The sequence below is a fragment of the Pseudomonas sp. SWRI77 genome (genome assembly GCF_014269105.1).
GTDB classification, from domain to species: Bacteria; Pseudomonadota; Gammaproteobacteria; order Pseudomonadales; family Pseudomonadaceae; genus Aquipseudomonas; species Aquipseudomonas capeferrum.
The window spans coordinates 51,100-71,891 of sequence record NZ_JABWRV010000002.1; the positions used below are offsets into that span (position 1 = coordinate 51,100).

General features: G+C 61.5%; 19 protein-coding genes and 1 riboswitch. Of the genes, 11 read left to right on the top strand and 8 right to left on the bottom strand.

Annotated features, from left to right (window positions below):
- Positions 1 to 5: 5 nt before the first annotated feature.
- Positions 6 to 3,398, bottom strand: a complete 3,393-nt coding sequence (locus HU766_RS02665; RefSeq protein WP_186653051.1) for a multicopper oxidase domain-containing protein — start codon at positions 3,396 to 3,398, stop codon at positions 6 to 8.
- 244 nt (positions 3,399 to 3,642) lie between these two features.
- Positions 3,643 to 3,758, top strand: a riboswitch (TPP riboswitch).
- Between the two features lie 79 nt (positions 3,759 to 3,837).
- On the opposite strand from HU766_RS02665, the gene HU766_RS02670 reads away from it, so the two are divergent.
- A complete protein-coding gene (locus tag HU766_RS02670) occupies positions 3,838 to 4,485 on the top strand; it encodes a TenA family protein (RefSeq protein WP_186653054.1) in 648 nt (215 codons plus the stop codon).
- Positions 4,486 to 4,487: 2 nt separating this feature from the next.
- Positions 4,488 to 5,147, top strand: coding sequence for a thiaminase II (tenA, locus tag HU766_RS02675; RefSeq protein WP_186653057.1), 660 nt, complete (start codon positions 4,488 to 4,490; stop codon positions 5,145 to 5,147).
- A 136-nt stretch (positions 5,148 to 5,283) separates the two neighbouring features.
- On the opposite strand, the gene HU766_RS02680 is transcribed toward tenA, so the two are convergent.
- The 5 genes from HU766_RS02680 to HU766_RS02700 all read right to left on the bottom strand — a co-directional run bounded on the left by HU766_RS02680 (position 5,284) and on the right by HU766_RS02700 (position 10,917).
- On the bottom strand, positions 5,284 to 6,471 hold the full coding sequence (locus tag HU766_RS02680) for an MFS transporter (RefSeq protein ID WP_186653060.1): 1,188 nt from the start codon (positions 6,469 to 6,471) through the stop codon (positions 5,284 to 5,286).
- Between the two features lie 188 nt (positions 6,472 to 6,659).
- Complete coding sequence (locus HU766_RS02685) at positions 6,660 to 7,655, bottom strand: aldo/keto reductase (RefSeq protein WP_186653063.1); 996 nt, start codon at positions 7,653 to 7,655, stop codon at positions 6,660 to 6,662.
- 116 nt (positions 7,656 to 7,771) lie between these two features.
- The gene (locus HU766_RS02690) at positions 7,772 to 8,620 is read right to left on the bottom strand and encodes a LysR family transcriptional regulator (RefSeq protein WP_186653066.1); all 849 of its coding nucleotides are present in this window, start codon (positions 8,618 to 8,620) and stop codon (positions 7,772 to 7,774) included.
- A 51-nt stretch (positions 8,621 to 8,671) separates the two neighbouring features.
- Complete coding sequence (locus HU766_RS02695; RefSeq protein ID WP_186653069.1) at positions 8,672 to 9,886, bottom strand: MFS transporter; 1,215 nt, start codon at positions 9,884 to 9,886, stop codon at positions 8,672 to 8,674.
- Positions 9,887 to 9,981: 95 nt separating this feature from the next.
- Entirely contained in the window at positions 9,982 to 10,917 is a 936-nt protein-coding gene (locus tag HU766_RS02700) for a LysR substrate-binding domain-containing protein (RefSeq protein ID WP_186653072.1), read from the bottom strand.
- Positions 10,918 to 11,018: 101 nt separating this feature from the next.
- Here HU766_RS02700 and HU766_RS02705 point away from each other — a divergent pair, with 101 nt between their 5' ends.
- Positions 11,019 to 11,291, top strand: a complete 273-nt coding sequence (locus tag HU766_RS02705) for a PepSY domain-containing protein (protein ID WP_186653075.1) — start codon at positions 11,019 to 11,021, stop codon at positions 11,289 to 11,291.
- Between the two features lie 61 nt (positions 11,292 to 11,352).
- Here HU766_RS02705 and HU766_RS02710 read toward each other — a convergent pair whose 3' ends face one another.
- Together HU766_RS02710 and HU766_RS02715 are read right to left on the bottom strand one after the other, a co-directional pair.
- Positions 11,353 to 13,917 carry an HWE histidine kinase domain-containing protein gene (locus tag HU766_RS02710; RefSeq protein ID WP_186653086.1) on the bottom strand — a complete coding sequence of 855 codons (2,565 nt, stop codon included), beginning with the start codon at positions 13,915 to 13,917 and terminating at the stop codon, positions 11,353 to 11,355.
- A 201-nt stretch (positions 13,918 to 14,118) separates the two neighbouring features.
- On the bottom strand, positions 14,119 to 15,495 hold the full coding sequence (locus HU766_RS02715; RefSeq protein WP_033697791.1) for an amino acid permease: 1,377 nt from the start codon (positions 15,493 to 15,495) through the stop codon (positions 14,119 to 14,121).
- Between the two features lie 346 nt (positions 15,496 to 15,841).
- Here HU766_RS02715 and HU766_RS02720 point away from each other — a divergent pair, with 346 nt between their 5' ends.
- The 8 genes from HU766_RS02720 (at position 15,842) to HU766_RS02755 (ending at position 20,693) form a co-directional block, all read left to right on the top strand.
- Positions 15,842 to 16,570 (top strand): FAD-dependent monooxygenase, encoded by a 729-nt coding sequence (locus tag HU766_RS02720; RefSeq protein WP_238338549.1) that lies wholly within the window; start codon positions 15,842 to 15,844, stop codon positions 16,568 to 16,570.
- A 7-nt stretch (positions 16,571 to 16,577) separates the two neighbouring features.
- Positions 16,578 to 16,766, top strand: coding sequence for a hypothetical protein (locus tag HU766_RS02725; RefSeq protein ID WP_033697795.1), 189 nt, complete (start codon positions 16,578 to 16,580; stop codon positions 16,764 to 16,766).
- Between the two features lie 85 nt (positions 16,767 to 16,851).
- Positions 16,852 to 17,742 (top strand): helix-turn-helix transcriptional regulator, encoded by an 891-nt coding sequence (locus HU766_RS02730; protein ID WP_186653089.1) that lies wholly within the window; start codon positions 16,852 to 16,854, stop codon positions 17,740 to 17,742.
- Between the two features lie 26 nt (positions 17,743 to 17,768).
- On the top strand, positions 17,769 to 18,191 hold the full coding sequence (locus tag HU766_RS02735; protein ID WP_186653092.1) for a hypothetical protein: 423 nt from the start codon (positions 17,769 to 17,771) through the stop codon (positions 18,189 to 18,191).
- A 14-nt stretch (positions 18,192 to 18,205) separates the two neighbouring features.
- The gene (locus HU766_RS02740; RefSeq protein WP_186653658.1) at positions 18,206 to 18,823 is read left to right on the top strand and encodes a dTMP kinase; all 618 of its coding nucleotides are present in this window, start codon (positions 18,206 to 18,208) and stop codon (positions 18,821 to 18,823) included.
- A 100-nt stretch (positions 18,824 to 18,923) separates the two neighbouring features.
- The gene (locus tag HU766_RS02745; protein ID WP_186653095.1) at positions 18,924 to 19,160 is read left to right on the top strand and encodes a hypothetical protein; all 237 of its coding nucleotides are present in this window, start codon (positions 18,924 to 18,926) and stop codon (positions 19,158 to 19,160) included.
- Positions 19,161 to 19,245: 85 nt separating this feature from the next.
- Complete coding sequence (locus tag HU766_RS02750) at positions 19,246 to 19,623, top strand: VOC family protein (protein ID WP_033697802.1); 378 nt, start codon at positions 19,246 to 19,248, stop codon at positions 19,621 to 19,623.
- Positions 19,624 to 19,766: 143 nt separating this feature from the next.
- Entirely contained in the window at positions 19,767 to 20,693 is a 927-nt protein-coding gene (locus tag HU766_RS02755; protein ID WP_186653098.1) for a glyoxylate/hydroxypyruvate reductase A, read from the top strand.
- Positions 20,694 to 20,792 lie beyond the last annotated feature (99 nt).

Below are 20,792 nucleotides of genomic sequence, written 5' to 3' on the forward strand. Positions count from 1 at the left end.
AGCGATTACTTGTAACTGATCGGCACCGTCACGCTTTGCCCCAGTTTCGATTTCACGGTCGCCGTTGCGGGCGTTGCCGGGCCGTAGCCGGAGGTGGTGACCGACACCCGCCAACGGGCACCGGTGGTGGCTGCGGTCAGCGTGGCCGCGCCCAGGTTCAGCGGGCCGTTGGTGGTTGCCACCGACACGTTGATGCTGTTACCGGTGGCGATCGAGGTAGTCCCTATCAGATCCCAGGTGTAACGGTTGCCGCTGCGCAATTGCACCGAGGCACTGCTGACCTGGATAACGTCGACGGGTGCCGCGGGGCTCACTGCAACGCTGACCGTGGCCGGGACCACCGACTCGGCACCTTTGGTATCACGTGCCGAGTAGGTGAAGCTGGCAGTGAAAGGCGTGGCGACAGTGGCCGGTGGGGTGTAAGTCACCGTGGTGCCATTGGTACTGGTGGTACCCTGGCCAGAGTCCGGCTGGCTCAAGCCAATGATGGTCAAGGGCAGATTGCGCTCGGGGTCGGTGTCGTTGGCCAGCACACTCAGCGTAAGTGCCTTGCCTGCTGTGGTAGCTGCGCTGTCGCTGACCGCGACCGGTGGCTTGTTGACATCGTCATCATCGTCATGGGCAGCCGTGCGGAAGGTCGGCAGGCCAACGGAGGCGACGTATTCTACGCCGTCCCAGCCCGGTAACGGGGTTGGCATCACCTGGAATTGGCCAGGGTGTTCCAGGTCCCACCGCAGCAGCATGGACGAATCCTCATGCTGGGTGTTGTGGCAGTGCTCCATGTAGGTCCCGGCGAACTCACGGAAGCGGATTGCCACATCCAGTTCTTCCGAGGAGTCGGTTTCCGAGCCGATGCGGTAGACGTCCTTGCGTGCCCATTTCTCCCATTCTGGCGGTGCCTTGCCGTCGCGGCTGAGCACGATGCCTTCCTCGAAGTGAACGTGGACTGGGTGGCTCCAACCATTACCGCCATTCTTGATCTTCCAAACCTCAAGGGTGCCATCGCCGCTGAAACCGGCGGGTGTGGCTTGGTTGGCCAACTGAGGGGCGGCATTGATGCGCCGTGGGTCCATGCTGTAGCCGAAGCCACCATCGGTCTTGATGGTCCAGGGCTGAGTGTCAGTACCATCCGAACGGCCAAAAAGGAACTCGCGGTGGCGAGCATCCTTGAGTTTGGCCTGGTCGGCAACGGCGTTGCGGTCGAGGGTCAACGGAACCATTTTCAGGCCTGCAGCCTTGCCCGGCTTGGCCGGTTCATAGGCAACTGGGTCCATACTCAGGTCCTGGCCACTGTAGGGCTGTACCAGCAACTGCAGGAACTTGCCCACCACCGGGTCGCCATTGTCCCATTGCGGGCCCTTGCTGGTCTGCTTGATGACAGCCTTGTATTTCTCCGACAGCACGTCCGCCAGCGCGATGGCCATGTTCGGGCCCTTGCCGGACTGGTGCTCCATCAGGTTGATGAAGTACAGCTTGTCGCCGGCCTTGATGCCGTTCTTGGCGAAGTTGATGATGATGTCGTAACGCTCGGCGATAGCTTGCACCGGCAGGATGCCGTTGTTGTCCTTGAGGTCGCCGTCGCCATTGAGGTCCAGGGTGCCGTCGAACGGCACGGCGTGTTCCATGATGTTGCCGTCGTTGGCGATCATGTGGAACGGCACGCGGGCATACGACAGGTTGGAGCCGGTCGGCCCCTTGAACTCGCCGCTGGTGCCGGCGATTTCACGCACCACAGCGAACTTGAAGTAGCGCGATACCGAGCCGTTGAGCAGGCGGAAACGGTAGCTGCGCGCCCGCACTTTGAGCTTTGGTTGGTACTGCCAGTTGACCAGGATCTGGTCGCCGAGGAAGCCGTCGGTGTTGAACGGGTTGAACCACAACTGGCCGTTGGCATCCCAGGCCTTGTCGGCGATCATCAGGTTGACGTCGTAGTCGCGGTTGCCCCACGGCATGCCCGAACCACTGGGCAAGCGCAGGTTGACGCCGTCCTGCAGGGCCTCGTTGCCGCGGTCCAGGGCGCTGTAATAGTTCATCATCGCGGCGTTGCCTTTGTAGACGTTCTGCGCCGTGAAATCCATCATGTGGTCGTGGAACCAGTGGCTACTCATGGTTTCGCGCCAGTCGCCACGAATCTTGATGCTGCCGTTTTCGCAGGTCTTCAGGCCAGGCGACGCATCATTCACAAACAAGGTTTCGCCAGGTGAGCAAGGGAACGCTGCACGCGGGTCCTGGGCACGGGTATTGATCGTGTCGTAGCCAGCCAACTGGACCGGCCAACGGTAGTCGTAGTACTGGCCGGGGAAAAAGTAGGCATTGGCAAAGCCATCGCTCTCGGCCGGTGAGTGGCCGTTATGCTCGTGGGTCGAGAGGGTGTGCAGGCCAAAGCCACCGTTGGCCGAAGGGTCGATCGGCAGGGCGTTGTAGTGGCGCATCAGGATCGGCTGGCCATACCGCACCATCAGCAGCTTGGGCGGGAAGGTGCCATCGAACGACCACAGCGATTTGTGGTTTTGCAGGGGCATGCTTGGGTGAAAACGGGTGTCGATGCCCTTGGTGGTGCCCAGCGTGGTAGGGATGTCCGAGGTCTGGTAGTACAGCCCGCCCGGCGCGAACTCGCCGGCCGCATAGTTGTGCAATTGCTTGCGGTCGCGCAGCCCGAGGTTGATGCGTGCACCGGCTTGGGCGGTCTTGAATGCAGCCTGGGGGTAGAACTCGTTCCAGCGCTGATGGGACCAGCCTTTTCCTGGTGGCCGGCCCTCAGCCGGCGAACCGACCGGTTGGCGGTTGAGGAACATTTCGATCTGCGCCTTCCAGGGGTTGCGGTCGAGCACGTTGGCGTATTGGGTCGGGAAAGGGTACAGGCCAGGTTGTTTTAGAAACGCCTCCAGCGCCGTGCCACTGGGGCCGCTGCGGGCGACGATGTTGGGGTCTTGCGCAGGCGCGGCGCCGAGGGTCGGCACCGGGAACGTCAGGCTAGGTACCGGGATGCTTGGGTCGAGCTTCTCGGGGCCGAACTCTTCGAACAGCAGCAGTTGCTGGGTGAACGGCTGCGCACCGAACAGCGGGCTCGGTTTACCGTTGGTGGGGTATTTTTCGGAGGTTTGCAGGGCGGGCGGCAGCACGTTGTCCTTGCGCACGGTGGTGCGGTCGCCGTAGCCACCGTCGGTAAGTTCCAGTGAGCCTTCGTTGGCTTCCGGCAGGGTATACAAATTGAGTAACGCCGGGTTCGGGTCGGCCGGCTGATTGGAGTAAGCCGACGGGTCGGTCGGCGGGGGCTGGCTGACGTCATCGAGGGAGGAGGCCATGGCCGGGATCAGCCCGAGGCTGAACATCAATGCAGTGACGGAAGACAATTTGAATGCATGCCTTGTGGGTTGGGTCTTGGCCGATGTTTTCATTGCCTTGTGCCTCGCTCGCGGCTCTATGGCTTGGAGCCATCAATGGCGTTTTGCCTGGTTAATGGACCTGAGCAACGGCTGTGCCAACTGATAATTCAGTAATGCTTTGTTAAACAAAACCTTGCGAGGCCTGAATGAGGTGCGGTAGGGAGGCGTCAAAAAACGGGTGTAAGTACCCACAAACGGGTCATGCTTCACCCACTGTTTGGGTAGTGACAGCACCTTCGTACCTGCTGTATACCTGTGCGCCACCAAGGGGAGCCCCGGCAACGGGCTGAGAAACCGCTGAATGCTTTAGCGCGGTGACCCTTCGAACCTGATCCGGATCATGCCGGCGAAGGGATGGGACTTGCGACCTGCCTTTTTGCCGGCCTCACTGCGAGGCCAGTCCATGCCAGCTGCAACGGTCTCGCTGTCACCCCCTGCAGAGGACAGCATCATGACCGAACGCTTCACGCAAACCCTGCGCCGCCAAAGCGAGCCGACCTGGTCGGCGGCCGTGGGGCACCGTTTCGTTACCCAACTGTGCGACGGCAGCCTGCCGGACCCGATCATGGTCCGCTACCTGGTGCAGGATCACCGTTTTCTCGACAGCTTCCTGACCCTGCTCGGCGCTGCCATCGCGACCGCCGACACCTTCGAGGCGCGCCTGCGCTTCGGCCAGTTCGCCGGGATGATCTCGAGTGATGAAAACACCTATTTCCTGCGTGCCTTCGAGGCGCTGGACGTAAGCCCGGCACAGCGCGTAGAAGCCGAGGACACTGCCCCAACTGCAGGTTTCAAGGCCATCATGCGCGAAGCAGCGGCCACCCGTTCGTATGCCGCCGCGCTGGCTGTGCTGAACGTTGCCGAAGGCTTGTACCTGGACTGGGCAATCAAAGCCCCCAAGCCCTTGCCCGAGCACTTCGTGCATGCCGAATGGATCACCCTGCACGACAACCCGGCGTTCCAGGCCTTCGTTGCCTTTCTGCAAGCCGAGCTGGACCGCGTGGGGCCGCAGGAGGCTGAGCTGAGCACCGACTTCTACCTGCGTACCGTGGCCCTGGAACTGGCTTTCTTCGATGCTGTGTATGAGGGGGCGGCTTGAGCATGGATATTTTCGAACGCCTCAAAGCCGCCCGCGCCGGCCAGTGGAATCGCTACGTCGATCACGATTTCGTGCGGCAGATGGGCGAAGGCACGCTGAGCGAAGCTGCGTTTCGGACTTACCTGGTGCAGGACTACCTGTTCCTGATCCAGTTCGCCCGCGCCTGGGCGCTGGCCGCCTACAAAAGCCGCCTGCCCGCTGACATTCGTGCCGCCCAGGCAGGCCTGGCGGCGATTCTCGACGAAACCGAACTGCACCTGCGCCTGTGCGCCCGCTGGGGGCTGACCGAGGCCGATATCCAGGCTGCGCCGGAGCATCAGGCCACGGTGGCCTATACCCGCTATGTGCTCGATTGCGGCGCTGCTGGCGATCTGCTTGAGCTGCACGTGGCGTTGGCCCCCTGTGTGATCGGCTATGCCGAAATCGGGCGCACGTTGGCGCAGCGTATTGGCGACCTGAGCCAGCACCCTTACCGTGAGTGGATTGGTGAGTACGCCGGGGAGGGCTATCAGGCCGTGGCGGCCAATGCGCGCAAGCACCTGGATGAACTGGCGGCGCGCAGCATGACCGAGCAACGGTTCGTCGAACTGGCAGGCATCTTCGGCCAGGCCTCGAGCCTTGAAGCCGACTTCTGGCAGATGGGGCTCGATGGCGCTGCCTAGCAGACTGCCCCCGTAAGCTGCGTATCCTGTGGGAGCGGGCTTGCCCCGCGAATGGGGCACACGGTGCGTGGCACCGGCTTCGCCGGTGTTCGCGGGGCAAGCCCGCTCCCACACGCCCCCCATTACCTCGATTGGATCAATGCCCCCCCTTCATGCGACGGGCCACCAGGTAAATCCCCAAACCGACCAATGCCGTAGCCGCACCGATGTAACCCGTACTGGTCCAGCCCAGCCCCGCGGTGATGGCCATGCCACCCAACCACGGCCCAAGCGCGTTGGCCAGGTTGAACGCCGCATGGTTCGAAGCCGCCGCCAGGCTTGGCGCTTCATGGGCAATATCCATCAGGCGAATCTGCAACGGCGCGGCCAGTGCAATCATGGTGCCGACCAGGCCGACGCCCAGCAGCAGCGTCCAAAGCGATTGTGCCGCAAAGGTGAAAAACAGCAGCACAGCAATCGACCAGACCAACACCAGGCCCACGGCGCGGAACTGCAGGCGATCGAACAGCTTGCCACCGGCGATGTTGCCAACGATGCCACCCACGCCAAAGGCGGCCAGGCCAAAGGGGATCCAGTGCGGCGACACCTGGGTCACGTGCAGCATGGTCGGTGCCAGGTAGCTGAACACACAGAACATGCCGGCAAACCCGATCGAGGCAATGGCCAGTGCCATCCACACCTGGGGCAGGGCGAACGCCTGCAGTTCCTTGCGCGGGTCGCTGCGCACCTCATCGTGCGGTTGCGGCACGAAGCGCCAGACCAGGGCGATGGTGCACAGGGCAATCAGCCCGACCAACACAAACGCAGAGCGCCAGCCAAAGTACTGCCCCAGGAAGGTCGCAACCGGGTTGCCCAGCAGCATGGCCAACGTCAGGCCCATCATCACCCGCGCGACGGCGCCCGCCCGCTGGTTGTTTGCCACCATGCTCGATGCCACCACCGCCGCAATGCCGAAGTACGCGCCATGGGGCAGGCCGCTGATGAAGCGAAAGGCCACCAGGCCGCCGAAGGAGGGGGCAAATGCCGTGGCCAGGTTGCCCAAGGCATACAGCGCCATCAACAGCAGCAGCATGTGCTTGCGCAGCAGCTTGGCGCCGAGGATCGCCAGCGTCGGGGCACCGACCATCACGCCCAGCGCATAGGCACTGATGGCATGGCCCACCTCAGGCTCGCTCAGTTGCAGGTTGCTGGCGATGTCCGGCATCAACCCCATGATGGCGAATTCGCCGGTGCCGATGGCAAAGCTGCCCAGCGCCATGGCGGCTTCCATCTTGGCGACAGTGCGTTTCGGGAGGGGGAGCGGTGGTGGTTCTTGGACAGACATTTGAATCCTTATTGAAACATGCTGAAACGTTCAAGGCGGAATCATAGTCAATCCGGGAGAGGCACGTCGAGGCTGCAGGGGGCTTGCGATGTGCTTGTCGCAAGTTCTTTGGCGCCTATGAGATCGAGCGCCGCGTGGGCGGCGCTCGATCTCATAGGCGCTGAACCTCCCAAGCCCTACACCAAGGCCTACTTGAACCCGGTAACCGCATGCGGCACATAAGGCGCTTCCAGCCGCATGACCTCTTCATCACTCAACTCAAGCCCCAACGCCGCAATGGCATCGTCAAGGTGCGCAGGCTTCGATGCACCAATAATCGGTGCAGACACGCCGCGTTGCCCGAGCACCCAGGCCAACGCCACCTGCGCCATGGGTACGCCACGTTCAGCGGCAATCTGCTCGACCACATCAATCACCCGCCCATCCTCGGCTTCGGTCCGCTCATAGAACGACTTGCCGGAAACATCGCTCAGCGTGCGCGCCGTTTCCTGCCCCTTGGGCCGGGTCAGCCGTCCGCGTGCCAGCGGGCTCCAGGGCATCAGCCCGACGCCTTGGTCCTGGCACAAGGGGATCATTTCCCGCTCTTCTTCCCGATACACCAGGTTGAGGTAGTTCTGCATCGAGACGAACCGGCTCCAGCCATTGGCCGCGGCAACGTGCTGGGCTTTGGCGAACTGCCAGGCGTACATCGACGAGGCACCGATGTAGCGGGCCTTGCCGGCCTTGACCACATCGTGCAGCGCTTCCATGGTTTCTTCGATGGGGGTGTGATAGTCCCAGCGATGCACCTGGTACAGGTCGACGTAATCCACCCCCAGGCGGCTCAGGCTCGCGTCGATACTGCTGAAGATGGCTTTGCGCGAAAGGCCTTGCTCATTGGGCTTGCTGGCGCCTTCCCACATGTTCGCGGGGTAGAAGACCTTGGTCGCGATCACCGTGTCCTCACGGCGCGTAAACGCCTTGAGCAGTTGGCCCAGGATGACCTCCGAGGTGCCGGCCGAATAGCTGTTGGCCGTGTCGAAGAAGTTGATGCCCTGTTCCACCGCGTGGCGGATGATCGGGCGGCTCTGGTCCACATCCAGGGTCCAGGGATGGGTACCGGCATCGGGGTCACCGAATGTCATGCACCCCAGGCACAGCCGGGAGACATCCAGGCCGGTGTTTCCGAGTTTGACGTACTGCATCTGCGTGCCCTCTCTGGCGGCATTGCCCGGCGCAGGTTGCCGAGCGATGGCACAAGGTTAACGGCGATGCGGCACTGCGCAAATTCCCGGAATGTGCAGGCGATGTTTGCAAAAATTCACAAGCGAAGCAGGGGCTTCACCTGTTCGATCAAAAAGTCGGTCACGGCTTTGATGCGGGGTGTATTGCGCACGTCTTCATGAACCGCCAGCCAGATTTCGATGCTCATCGAACTGTTGTCGTTGGCTGGCTTGAGCCCGTATTCCTCAGCCATGAAGGCGGGCAGGCAGGCAATGCCCACGCCCCCGGCTGCTGCCTGGGCCTGGATGCGCAAGTCGTTGCTTTGCAGGGCGAAAGGGCGGCCTGTGGCGTGCTTGAGCAGCCACAGTTGCTGTGGGGATTTGGCCTGGGATTCGTCGTAGCCGATATACACCTGCGGTTCGCGTTGGCGCAGGTAGGCCGCCGAGGCGTACAGCGTGTATTCCAGATGGCCGAGCAAGCTGGCCACCAAGGTGGGTTCGGTGGGCCTGGCCAAGGCAATGGCCACGTCTGCTTCGCGACGCGCCAACGAGGCGCGTGACTTGCTGCCGACCAGTTTTAACTGCAAATGGGGGTAGCGTTGATACAGTACCCCCAGCCTGCGCGCCACCATGCTGCCCAGCAGCGCAGGGGGGGCAGCAATCACCACTTCGCCTTCAACGGTATGCTGGTCGGCACTGGCAAAGTGCTCCAGTGCAAACGAAGAGGCCAGCATCTGCTCGGCGAACTCGCCGACCCGCAAGCCTTGCTCGGTGAGGGCGTAGGCCCGTGGCCGGCGGTCCACCAGTTTGAGCTGCAAGGACGCTTCGAGCGAGCTGATGCGCCGGGCCACGGTGGCGTGGTCAACGCCCAGGCGCTTGGCGGCGGCCGAGAGCGAGCCGGCGCTGATGAAAGCAGAAAAGTGACGCAGGTCTTCCCAATCGAACATGACAGGCCTCGGCTGTGAGGCCTGATGATACGCGGATTCAAGCGGTGCCCGTCAGCCGGGCTGTACCGCCATATGCTCAGCCCGTGCCTGCAGGCGGGCCACGCCGGGCACGCACAGCATGGCCAGCAGGGCTACGCCCGCCGCCACATAACCGAGCGACGATACACCGAACGCGGGGATGACCAACCCACCCAGCAGCGCGCCCAGGCCGATCCCGGCATTGGCGGCGGATACGTTGGTAGTGCCGGCCAACGCCTGGGAATGCGACACCGCGTTCATCACCCGCACCTGGCAGATGGGGTACAGCGCCGTGTTGGCGATGCCCCACAGGGCCAGCGCCGCCCAGAGCGTAATCGGTGCCAAAGCCAGCGGGCTGAATGCCGCCATGCCCACCCCTAGCAAAGCCAGGAACAGCGCAGTGGCCTTGATCGGCGATTGCCTGACCGCGCGACCACCCAGCCAGTTGCCCAGCAAACCGATGGCACCGAAGCCCATCAGCCACCAGCCGACATCCGCTGTTGCCACACCTGCGGTGCGCTCAAGCATGTCTGCGAGGTAGGTGTAGGCAATGAACATGGCGGTGAACACCAGGACCGAGAGGGCTACGTTGGCCAAGAAGATCGGTTCACGGAAAATTCGCGCCTGCTGGCTGAGGTCGACTTTAGGCTGGCGGGCAACCGCTGGCATCCAGGCCAGCACGGCAAAGGCCATCAGCGCTGATGCGGCGGCCAATACCCAGAAGGCGCCGCGCCAGCCGATGGCATTGGCCGCCAAGGTACCCAGCGGGATACCGAGCAGCAGGGCCGCTGAAATGCCCAGGTACACCTGCGCGACGGCCTGCCCCTGGCGATCTGCGCTGACCATCCTGGCCGCCATCTCGCTGGCCGTCCCCCAGAAAACCGGCAGTGCCAGGGCGGGCAAGAATCGCGCTACTGCTAGCACCCAGATGTTCGGCGCAATGGCAGCAAGCGCATTGGCCGCAGCGAACAAGGCCAGGATGGCTGCGAACAGCTTGCGCCTGTCCAGGTGGGCAAGTGCTGCTGTCAGCGGCGGGCCGGCGAGCATGACGGTGAAGGCGAACAGCGTGATCAGCTGCCCGGCACTGGAAATCGACACATCAAGGTCTCTTGCCAGCCCCGGCAGCAGGCCAACCATCAAAAACTCGGTGGTTACGATCAGAAAGGCCGAGGTGGCGAGGATCAACGTCCCCAAGGTGGCGCGTCGATTGGTCGCCAAGCCCAGGGGAGGGCGTTCAACAGCAGTCATGCAGGCAGTTCCTGAAATCAAAGGTGCTGCCATTGTATTGATTCAAAAAAAGCTTATCGCTGGCAAAAATTCACTGGCTTGGCGAATATTATTCACTAATCACCGGACTGCAGAACGTGGCCGTCCATGCGCAGTGATTGCAACAATACGTCCAGTAACGCCCTGACGCGCGGCAGGGCCTCGCGCTTCCTGAGCCATACCACGTTCATCGGCAAGCCCTCTGTTGCCAGGTGCGGCAATACTTCAACCAACTCGCCACAGGCCAGTTGCTGGTTGACCAGCCAGGTAGGCACCTGGGTGATGCCCAAGCCTTGCAGCACGGCTTGTACCACACCTTCGCCATCGCCAATGGCAAGCCGTGCCGGCATGAAGCGCCGTTCCATTTCGCCAGGCTGGGTACCGGTCATGTGCCAAGGGCTGCCCAAACCGTCGGCTTGCCCGTAAACCACACAGTCATGGGCGTGCAGGTCACGCTCATCGACGGGCGTGCCGCGTGCTTGCAAGTAGGCCGGTGACGCGCAAAAGATGACCCGCTGAGCGCCGATGAACTGGTGGCCCAGCTCGTCCGGCCAAACGTCCGGGCCGCCAATACGTACCACGATATCGATGCCCTGTTCGGTCGGGTTGACGAAGCTGTCGGTAAAGGACACGTGTGGCTGCAGCTGATGATGGCGCTTGATGTAGTCGAGGATAACCGGCAATACGTGCAGCCGCCCGTAGGCCGCAGGCAGGTCGATACGCACTCTGCCTCGCGGCTCGAAGTAGTCCTCGTGCAGCGACAGCTCCGATTCTTCGAGGTCGGCCAGCACCCGTGAGCAGGTCTTGTAGAAGGTCTGCCCCGCGTCAGTCAGGGCAAGCCGGCGGGTGGTGCGTTCGAACAGGCGCAGCCCCAGGCGCGCTTCCAGCCGCGCGATACCTTTACTGACCGCCGAACTTGTCAGGTTCAGGCGCTGCGCTGCCGCCGCAAAACTGCCGAGGTCTGCAACGCAGACAAATACATCGATGCCTTTCAGGCGCTCTGATGAGTGCACATCAACCCTTATGTCATGAATAGCCGTCTTGCCACTCTAATTGAACCGAAGCGACAGTGCTTGGGTCGCAGTGTTTAACTCTGGCAAAAAGGATGTTGACGATGAAAGCGATGACACGACTGTTCACGGGTTTGGCACTGGTGGGGGCACTGGGGGCTAATGTTGCCTGGGCGGATCAGCCAGGCGCCGACTGGAAGGTCAACAAAGACCAGGCCGAAGCTGCGTTGAAGAGTGCCGGCTACACCCAGATCACCAAGATCGAGGCCGATGATGGCCATTGGGAGGGCGAGGGTATCAAGGCAGATGGCAAGCAGTACGAATTCCATGTCGATCCGCACACTGGCGCCATTACCAAGGATGAGTTGGACAAGTGACCGGGTGTTGAACGAATGCGACCCGCGCCTGTGCGCGGGTTTTTAATGCCAGCCCGGCTGGCTATTGTGCTTGGTCCGTAGCTTTCCGAATGTCGATCAGGCTTTCCAGGTTCGACAATATCGACAAGGCGTCATAGGGCTTGCGCACCACGGGAACGTGCTTCAAGTGCGCGGGAATGCTGACACTGTCGCCGTAACCCGTGGCAAACAGGAATGGGATGTGCTGGCGCGAGAGCGCTTCGGCAACGGCAATGGAGGTTCCCGTCCCCAGGTTGATGTCCAGCACGGCGACATCAGGCCTGTGGCTGGCCAGCAGTTTCATTGCCTCGGCTTCTGAGCTTGCGGTGATCACATCCTCGACCAGCGCATCGGCCAGAATCTGTTCAATGCCCACGGCAATCACCAGTTGGTCTTCAAGAATCAGCACGCATGCATTGACCAGGGCCGTGTAGCTTACCGGCGGCGCAGCCGGCGCGACCTGCGGCGCTGGGGTGTCGGCTGTTTCAAGCTGAGTCAGGTGTTTGCCAGGAATTTTGAAATACCCATGCAGGCCTTCTGGTCTGAACTCGAGCGTGCTGCTGCCGCCCAGGTCGAAGGGGATGCTGCGTTCAATCAGTACCGAGCCAAAACCGCTTCGGCTTGGCGGGCGCACCGTCGGCCCACCGCTTTCGCACCAGGCGATGTCGCAAGCGCCACCCGAATCAATCGTCCAGCTGACCGCCAATTTGCCGCCTGCCCGAGACAACGCGCCATACTTCGCGGCGTTGGTCGCCAGCTCGTGAAGCATCAGCGCCATTACCGAGTAGGCGCGGGCATCGAGCAGCAGGTTCGGGCCGCTCAGGGTGATGGCATCGGCTGCAGTGCGGTACGGCGATAGTTCCGCTTCCAGCAGCGTTGCGAAACGGCCGCCGCCATCCCCCCTCACGACCTGATCGTGCGCCAGCGACAATGCCTGGATACGGCCCTTCAGCGTTGCCACGTAGCTGTTGAGGGTCTGGTTTTCAGTGGTGGGGTGGGCCACCAGTGCACCGATCAGTGAAAGAATGTTCTTCACCCGGTGGTTGAGCTCTTCGTTGAGCATCCGCTGGCGCACTTCGGCCTTGGAGCGCTCATCGGCCATCAGCTCACTGTTGTGCAGGGCAACCTCGACGATCGCGGCGCGGATGGCCTCACCGAACTGGCGGTCCTGTTCGGACCAGGGCTGCGAGTGCTGATGTACGGTCTGCTTCCACACAGCAAAGCTTTTGCGTGGGGTCAGGCGCTCACCGAGCGGGCCGCTTTCGTAGGTCTTGTTGGGGTCACCGGCCCAATCCAGGGTTTCGATCACCTCCTTGCGAAACAGCATGAGGTAGTCCCTCGGTTGCTGCGACATCGGAATCACCAGTACGCCCGAAACGTCGACGGCATAATCCTGGGCGGCAGGGTGCGCCATCGACAGGCAGTTCGACGCCCATGTACGCCCCTCGGCGACCCCCTCGGCAAAGCGCAGCAGGTTCGGTACCGCCGCCTTGGGCGGTGTCAGCGCGTCTGCCGACCAGCGCCCTTGCAGCGACATGGCGATGCCGTCGCAAGGGATGAGCGCCTTGAAGTCTGTCATGCGGGCACGCAGCAGTTCTTCGATATCCGCCGTGCGGTGGGCATCGCGCAGCAGGTTGTCCAACACCTGGCGGGCGTATGCGGCGGCTTCCAGGGTTTGCTTGGCCCGAAGGGTCTGGATATGCAGCGAGAAGAACTCGCCGAACATCTCCGCTGCGACCCGCTGGCCCATGGTCAGCGTGCGGGGTGCGTAATGGTGGCAGGCAATCAGCCCCCACAGCGCGCCGTCGACGATGATCGAAATGGACATGGACGCGCCCACGCCCATGTTGCTCAGGTACTCGCAGTGAATGGGCGAGACGCTGCGCAGGTGCGCGTAGGACAGGTCCAGTGGCTCGCCGGAAAGGTCCAGTACTGGCTCGATCGGCACGGTTTTGAACTGGGCATCGGCAATGATCCGCACCGGGTTGCGCAGGTACAGGGCGCGTGCCTGCTGAGGAATGTCCGAGGCGGGGAAGTACTGCCCCAGAAAGCTTTCGAGGCCGCTGCGCTTGGCCTCGGCAATGACCTTGCCGGCGCCGTCGACGCCAAGTTGGTAGATCATCACCCGGTCATAACCCAGTAGTGCGCGAACACGCCGGGCAGTATCGGGGAACAGCTTGTCGGAGCGGTCGATCTCGCGCAACTGGGCGATGACGGTGCGCACCAGTTCGATTGGTTCGGCAATGCCCGCACCGGAGGGCTCGAACTCCAGGATGGCAGTGCCTTTGAAAATATGCGCGGCCACATCGAACACCTGCCCGGACGGCAGACTCACGGCAAAGCTCAGCGCCGGTCGGGACGCCTCTCTGACGCGTGCCAGCGCGTTGCGCAGCGTATGGGCAGCCTCGCTGCCGATGATGGTTTCGAGCCGTTGCCCGTTGATTTCACCCGCCACGCCCAGCATGCCGGCGGTATTGGCGGAGTGCCGCAGCACGACGCTTGCCGACGCGTTGCAGGCCAGCAGGCAACCGTGCGGCTGGATGCTGCCGGGGATCTGGATAGGTTCGCGATCGCAGTTGGTCAAGTTGACGGGAGGTTGCAAAGTCATGGGCGGCCCCTGCCGGTTTACCAGAGGCCGGCTGCCTGCATGACCGCCGAACATTTTCAGGCAAACGAAGTGTTTACAGTCAAATTCAGCATGGGAGTCTAGCTTGCAGGGCACGCTTCGTCATCAAGGGCAACAGGTGGCAAACACAGGGGGTTAGCGTGCCGCCATGGGCGGGAGCGGGTAAACCCGCTCCTGCACGGGTCAGCTCCCTGCGTAACCAACCGACTTCGCCGCCATCCGATTACGTTTCACGAAGTAGGCCGCCACCACCACCAGTGAGGTCACCGTGGTAAACCAGAACTGAAAGCGCGACCCTGGGTCGAAGGCCTGGGTGACAATCACGGCCAGCAGCGCGAACAGCGCAACGATATTGGCGTAAGGGAAGAACCACGCCCGGAACGCCGTGGGGTCGACCGCTTCATGCCGGGTTTTCCAGCGCATGGCAAAGTGGGCGATGATGATGAAGATCCACACGATCATCACGAACGTGCCGCTGCTTTTGGCCAGGGTCATGAACAGGTCGCCGCCGCTGACAAAGTGCACCGTCAGGATCAACAGGCAGATGCTCAGGCTCAGCAGCAGGGCGTTGAGCGGCACCCCTTTGGAGGTGGTGCGGGAGAACAGCTTCGGCGCGTGGCCACGCTGGCTCAACGAGAACAGCATGCGCGAGTTGGAAAACATGAACGAGTTCATCACCGACATGAACGAGATGAACAACACGATCTTCATGGCCACCGCCGCGCCACTGAACCCGGCCAGGCTGAACAATGACACATACGGCGAAGCCAGGTTTTCAGTGTCTGTCCAGGGCAGGCACAGGATCAGAATCGACACCGAACCGACATAGAACAGCATCACCCGCAAAATCACGCTCTTGATTGCCCTGATGACGTTCTGCCGCGGGTTTTCCGATTCGCCGGCCGCAACGGCTGCAATTTCACTGCCGCCCAGCGAGAAGATCACCACCACCACGCCCGCCATCACCGGCGACAGGCCATTGGGCATGAAGCCATCGTGCGCCGTCAGGTTGACCCAGCCAGGGGAGGGGATGTTGCTGTGCAGGCCGAGCAGTATCGAGACACCCAGCACCATGAAGATGAGAATGGTGGCGACCTTCATCGCGGCCAGCCAGTACTCCACTTCAGCGAACGATTTGACCGAGTAGGCGTTGCTGGCCATCAACGTCACCAGCATGATGAAGGCGCCCGCCCAGATCGGTAGCCACGGCAGAAAGTCGTTGAGGATGGCGCCTAGCAGCACCGCCTCCAGGGTGATGGTCAGCATCGATTTGAGCCAGTACAGCCAGCCGACGGCAAAACCCGCCCATTCGCCGAGGTAGGTATTGGCATAGGTCGAGAACGAGCCGGCGTCCGGGTTGCGACAGGCCATCTCGCCGAGCATGAACATCACCAAGGTGACCACGATGCCGCCGATGAAATATGACAGGATCGCGGCCGGCCCCGCCGAGGCAATCAACTTGCCCGACCCCATGAACAGCCCCGCGCCTATCACCCCGCCTAGCGCAATCATGGTGATGTGCCGTTGTTTCAGGCTTTGCTTCAGACTGTTGGATTGCATTTCCTTGTCCTCTCTTATTATCGGGGAGGAATTGGCAACGTTCGTGCAGCGCAAGGCTTGCCACCGCAAAAATAGTCACCCCCCACACACAGGCGTCGTCGTGCGCCTGCGTCCACGCCCTGCAGCCTTTTATTCAGGCAATAGCTGTCAGGCTGGCCACCTTGGGCAATGCGGCCGTCTATCTCAAGCGAATTCTGCGCACAACATCCTGCGTTTTTTTCCTGAGGGCGTGCTTTTTGCTTTGCAATGTTGTCCCTTCAAGGGGACATGTCTGTTTCTCACACCGCTTACAGTCCGCTGCATATCCGAAATGGCTCAGGCCAAAAAAAAGCATAACAATCCGGAGATGCCCATTTTTGGCGTGCGCGGTGCCAACACCGGTTTCCAGGACTGTCACGGCCTGGGCTGGAAGCTGGCGCTGACCCTCAAGGGCGTTGCTGGCCCGGGGCTGCTGGCCTCGTATAGCGCGGAGCGGGTAGGGGCCGCGCGCGAGATCATTGCCGAAGCGGGGAAGAGCACCCGTTTCATGACGCCGCCCAGTGCGGGTTATCGTCTGTTGCGCGATGCCGTACTGTCGTTGTCACTGACCCAGGCGTTCGTCCGCCCGCTGTACCACTGGCGCACTTCGCGGCCACATGACTATGTGGACTCTGCACTCAACTGCAAGCATGACGACAATGCACGCTTCAGCTGCGGGCCTCACCAGGGCGCGCCGCTGCTGAACGTGCGGCTCGGCGATGACCAGTTCCTGTTCGACAGGTTAGAGGCGTCGTTCTGCCTGCTGTATTTCACTGATGCCGTTGAAGTGCCGAGCGATATTCAAGCGCAGGCGCAAAGCCTGCGTGACCAAGGCGTGCCGTTGCAGTTGCTGGCTGTCGTGGGTCATCGGCAAGGCGAGGTCCGGGGCGCAGACGGGGTGATCGACGACCCTGGCGGCCACCTGCGCAACAAATATGGTGCGTCGGCGGGCGGTGCTTACCTGATGCGCCCGGACCAGCACGTTTGCGCCCGCTGGCATCACCTCAATGGGCAGGCTTTGCGTGATGCCGTCGAAACCGCTTTGGGCAATGAGTGAGAACCCTATGGAACACAAGCAACTGACCATCAGCGACATTGAGACCCTCTACGACCAGCTAGCGGATGCCCTTGACCACATCGAAGAGGGCAAACGCGAGCTGTTTCTGGTGAAACTGGCGCTGCTCAGCGCTCAGGCGCTTGGCGACGCAGAGCAGTTTCTGGCGCTGACGCGCACGGCGTTGCTGGACCTGTAATCAGCCCCTGGCTTTCGTGCATTTGCCGCCGGTTTATCTGTTCGAGCCGGCGAGCCTTCCTATAACAATAATCAGGAAGTTCCCCATGACGCGCAGTCCTATCGCCAGCGCGACCACCCCGACGGTGGCCAGTGTTGACGACTGCTATCAGCACGTGTGTAAAAAGATCTCGAAAAGGCTGATCGGCTTTTTGTTTGCCTGCTTCGTACTGTCGTTTCTGGCCAATCTGTTCGCCAGGGTGGGCCAGAACCGCAGCAAGTTCCTCGCAGCGGATTTGCTGCAGGTGATCGGCTCGGGCGTGCCGTTGGCCAAATGCACGATCTTCGCTTATCCGCAGCGGCGCAACGCCGAGGTGTTCTCGTTTGCGGACCGGGCGCGCGAAGTCTCGCTGCCGGCGATCTCCCACAAATATGTGCAACGCTTCTTCGGCCTGGATGGCAACCAGCAGGTGATGAGCCAAAGCAACTGCGTCGCCAACACCATCGTGCAACGCCAGTCAGCTGACGACATCACGCACCCCGAGTACCGGCGCATCTGCTATGAGCAGCCACAGATTGCCGAGCGGGTAGCCTTGCTGACCCACTGTGAAAGCAACCGCTGGTTGTCGGTGAACGTCTACCGCGGCCGCGAGCACGGGCGCTTCTCGGCGCAGGAAATGAACTACCTGGAAGCCCTGGCGCCGTTGCTGATCCAGGCCGTGCGCCTGCATTACCATGCGCACCTGCAAGCCAATGAACTGCCCTTGCTGTTGGCCGAGCGGGTAATCAAGCAGCAGCATGTGGCGCTGACCTTGCGTGAACAAACGCTGTTGCGCCTGATGCTGAGCGGCCTTGCAGTGGAAGACATTGCCGAGCATCTGGGGGTTCGCCCCGTCAGCGCCGCGACGTATGTGAAACGGCTATACCGCAAACTGGGTGTCAACGGTTTGCGTGAGCTGTTTGGCTTGACCACGCAGGCCCAGTGGGCGCTATCCTGAATGCCTGAACCCTTGGGGCATCTATCATGCGCAGGTTGATGGTGTTGCTCGCGATCACGGCGATTGCGGGTTGTCAGGCGCCAATGCCGGCTGCCGATCCGCAGATGGCGTGGGTCGACTTCTCGGTGCCGTTTCCCAACGACAGGTTGTTGATGGCTGAACGCCTGGACCAGCAACGCCTACGCGACGGCCGGTTTTTTCAGGTCAGCCCCGGCAGCCATGAGCTGATCGTCAGGTTCGACTACGAAGCAAGCGGGGGTTCGGGCATGAGCATGATGGGGGGCTCCACCGTGCGCGAGTGCTACCTGACGCTCAACTACCCGCATTTCAAAGCCGGCCAGCGCTATGTGCTGGAGGCGCGTTCCATGGCTTTGACGCCTGAGGCGCGGCTGTACGATGCCAAGGGGGCGATCGTTGCCGAGGTCAGCGCGTATTATTGCCTTATGTGAGTGATGTTCAAACAATGAATCGTCCGCTGTTCGTTTCTCTGGATGGGCCCAAGGGCACTGGCAAGACCACACTGCTTGAGGCCATTACAAAAGTACTGAGGGCAGGCAACAACAAGGTGGTCCGGCTTTGCGAGCGCAATAACGACCCCAACAGAGGGGCAACAATGGCCATGGTCAACCAACTGGTCAGAAACCCCAGCCGGGAGCTGGAAATGGGGGTTTGCGAGCGCCTGGCCGATAGCCGTAGCTGGATTTCACAGCATGTGCTGCCCAGACAGCCCCAGGGCAGCATCATCCTGATCGACCGCTGGTACCCGTCGGATGCTGCGTTTCGCCGGATAGTCCCGTTTGCAGACATTCTGCGCCTGAATATCGAGCGCAATGTGCGCGTGCCAGACCTGCATGTCGGGGTGGTCACCGACCCTGAAATCTCATGGGCCAGGGCAGCGGCGCGGTCGCGCGGGCTGGGCAGTACCGTGATGTTCAACCTGCAAGAGCAGGTTGCCAGTACCCAGGCGTTCGAGCGAGCGGTTGCGGAGCAGGGGTGGGTGTTGTGCCGCAATGAGGGCACGGTCGAGGAGGCGACGATGCAGGTGGTTGCCGAGATATACAGGGTGTTGCGAGGCCAATAGGGGCAGCGCAGGGCAAAGGTCATGCACGTCGAGCAAGTCGAACCAAATGCTGTCTGCCGAGTCAGGATATTTGTCATGCCAACTCTATGGAGCACAGCAAATGCAAACCTTCAACCTCAAGTATGTTTTCCAGGGCCAGCCGCGTACCCATCAGCTTCAGCTCAAGCAGCGTGAGCTTCCCCTTCACGAGGCAGCCATGCACTTGATCGTGTTGCATTATGGAGATGGTGAAAACAGTCTCGTCATGCCTGCTGCGAATGCCACCCCAACCGAGATCCTGCAACAGGCAGATTCGCTTGATATCTCGCAGGTTGAGGTAACCCCAGCCGGCTTGTGAGCAGGCGCATAACAAACGCCCACCTGCAGGGTTACTGCAGGCATGATGAAAACCCGCCAACGCAGGCAAGGGAGCTTCTATCGCTATGATTGATCACTTGGATCATCTGGTACTGACCACCACTGATGTCGACGCTTGCAAAGATTTCTACGTCCGTGTTCTGGGGATGCGTTTGCAGACCTTTGGGGCAGGCCGCCTTGCGTTCTGTTTCGGCAATCAAAAGATCAACGTCCATGTTCGCGGGCATGAGTTCGAGCCAAAGGCCCACCTGCCGGTGCCGGGGGCATTGGACGTGTGCTTGATCGCCAGTGTCGGGCTCGAGCAGGTGGTCGCACACCTCGAAGCTCAGAACTGGCCCATTGTCGAAGGGCCTGTTCAGCGGACCGGGGCGACCGGGCCTATCCTCTCGGTCTATGTGCGCGACCCTGATCTCAATCTGATCGAGATTTCCGAACAGCTGTGACTTGGCGCTTCAGGGCTTTCAGTACCGGTGGTGAAACTACCTACTCGAGGCAGGAGGAACGGCTGTTCTTTTAGTGCGCCCATGTGAAGGCATCATGTCGTTGGGGTGGGCATCATGTATGTACTGAATAACAGGAGCCAGACATGGCTATTCTCTACATGGCCGAGCCCGGCAGTGCTGCTCAATGGCGTCAGGCTTTTCATGAAAGTGCCCCCGAACTTGAGTTTCGCGAATGGCCCGAGGTGGGCGATGCGCGCGACATCGAGTATCTGATTGCCTGGAAACCGATGCCCAGGCTGATGGCGCAGTTCCCAAACCTCAGCGTGCTGTACTCGGCAGGCGCCGGCGTCGATCAGTTCGACCTGTCTGAGCTACCCGAGCACGTTTCGCTGGTCAGGCTGGTGGATGGCGCCATGGCCGACATCATGGCCGAGTACGTGACCTTTGCCGTACTGGCCTTGCACCGTGACATCCTCACTTACAAGAACAGTCAGCGCGAGCGCCGCTGGGCGCCTTTGCCGATCACCCCTGCGTGCGAGCGGCGTGTGGGTGTGATGGGGCTGGGGAACCTCGGGCAGGTAGCCCTGCAGCGGTTGCAGCCACTGGGCTTCCAGCTGAATGCGTGGAGCCGCTCGCCGAAAGTGGTCGCGGGTACGCGTTGCTACGTGGGTAATGAGCAATTGCATGCATTTCTAGGCCAATGCGACATCCTGATCAACCTGTTGCCTCTGACACCCGAAACGGCGGGCATATTGAACGCGACCACGCTCGGTGCGCTGCCCACAGGGGCAGGTGTGGTGAACGTGGGGCGGGGTGCTCATGTTGTCGAGCAGGATCTGTTGGCGGCGCTTGATACCGGCAAGGTCGCAGGCGCGGTGCTGGACGTGCTTGATCAGGAGCCTCCCTTGGCCGACCACGCGTTCTGGCGGCACCCGCGGGTATTGCTGACCCCGCATATCGCCAGTAATGTTCAGGTCAAGGGCGCTGTTGATGTCATCGTGCGAAACCTTCACCGCGCGCGCAGCGGCCTGCCCTTGCTGAACACGGTGCATCGCGGCAAGGGCTACTGAGGCGTCGCGATTTGATCCTACCTGAAGAAGCATGAAAAGCCTGTTTCTTCCTATTCCGAGTTGGTAGAGCCTCATCCGCGCTCGGCTTACAGTAGTTAA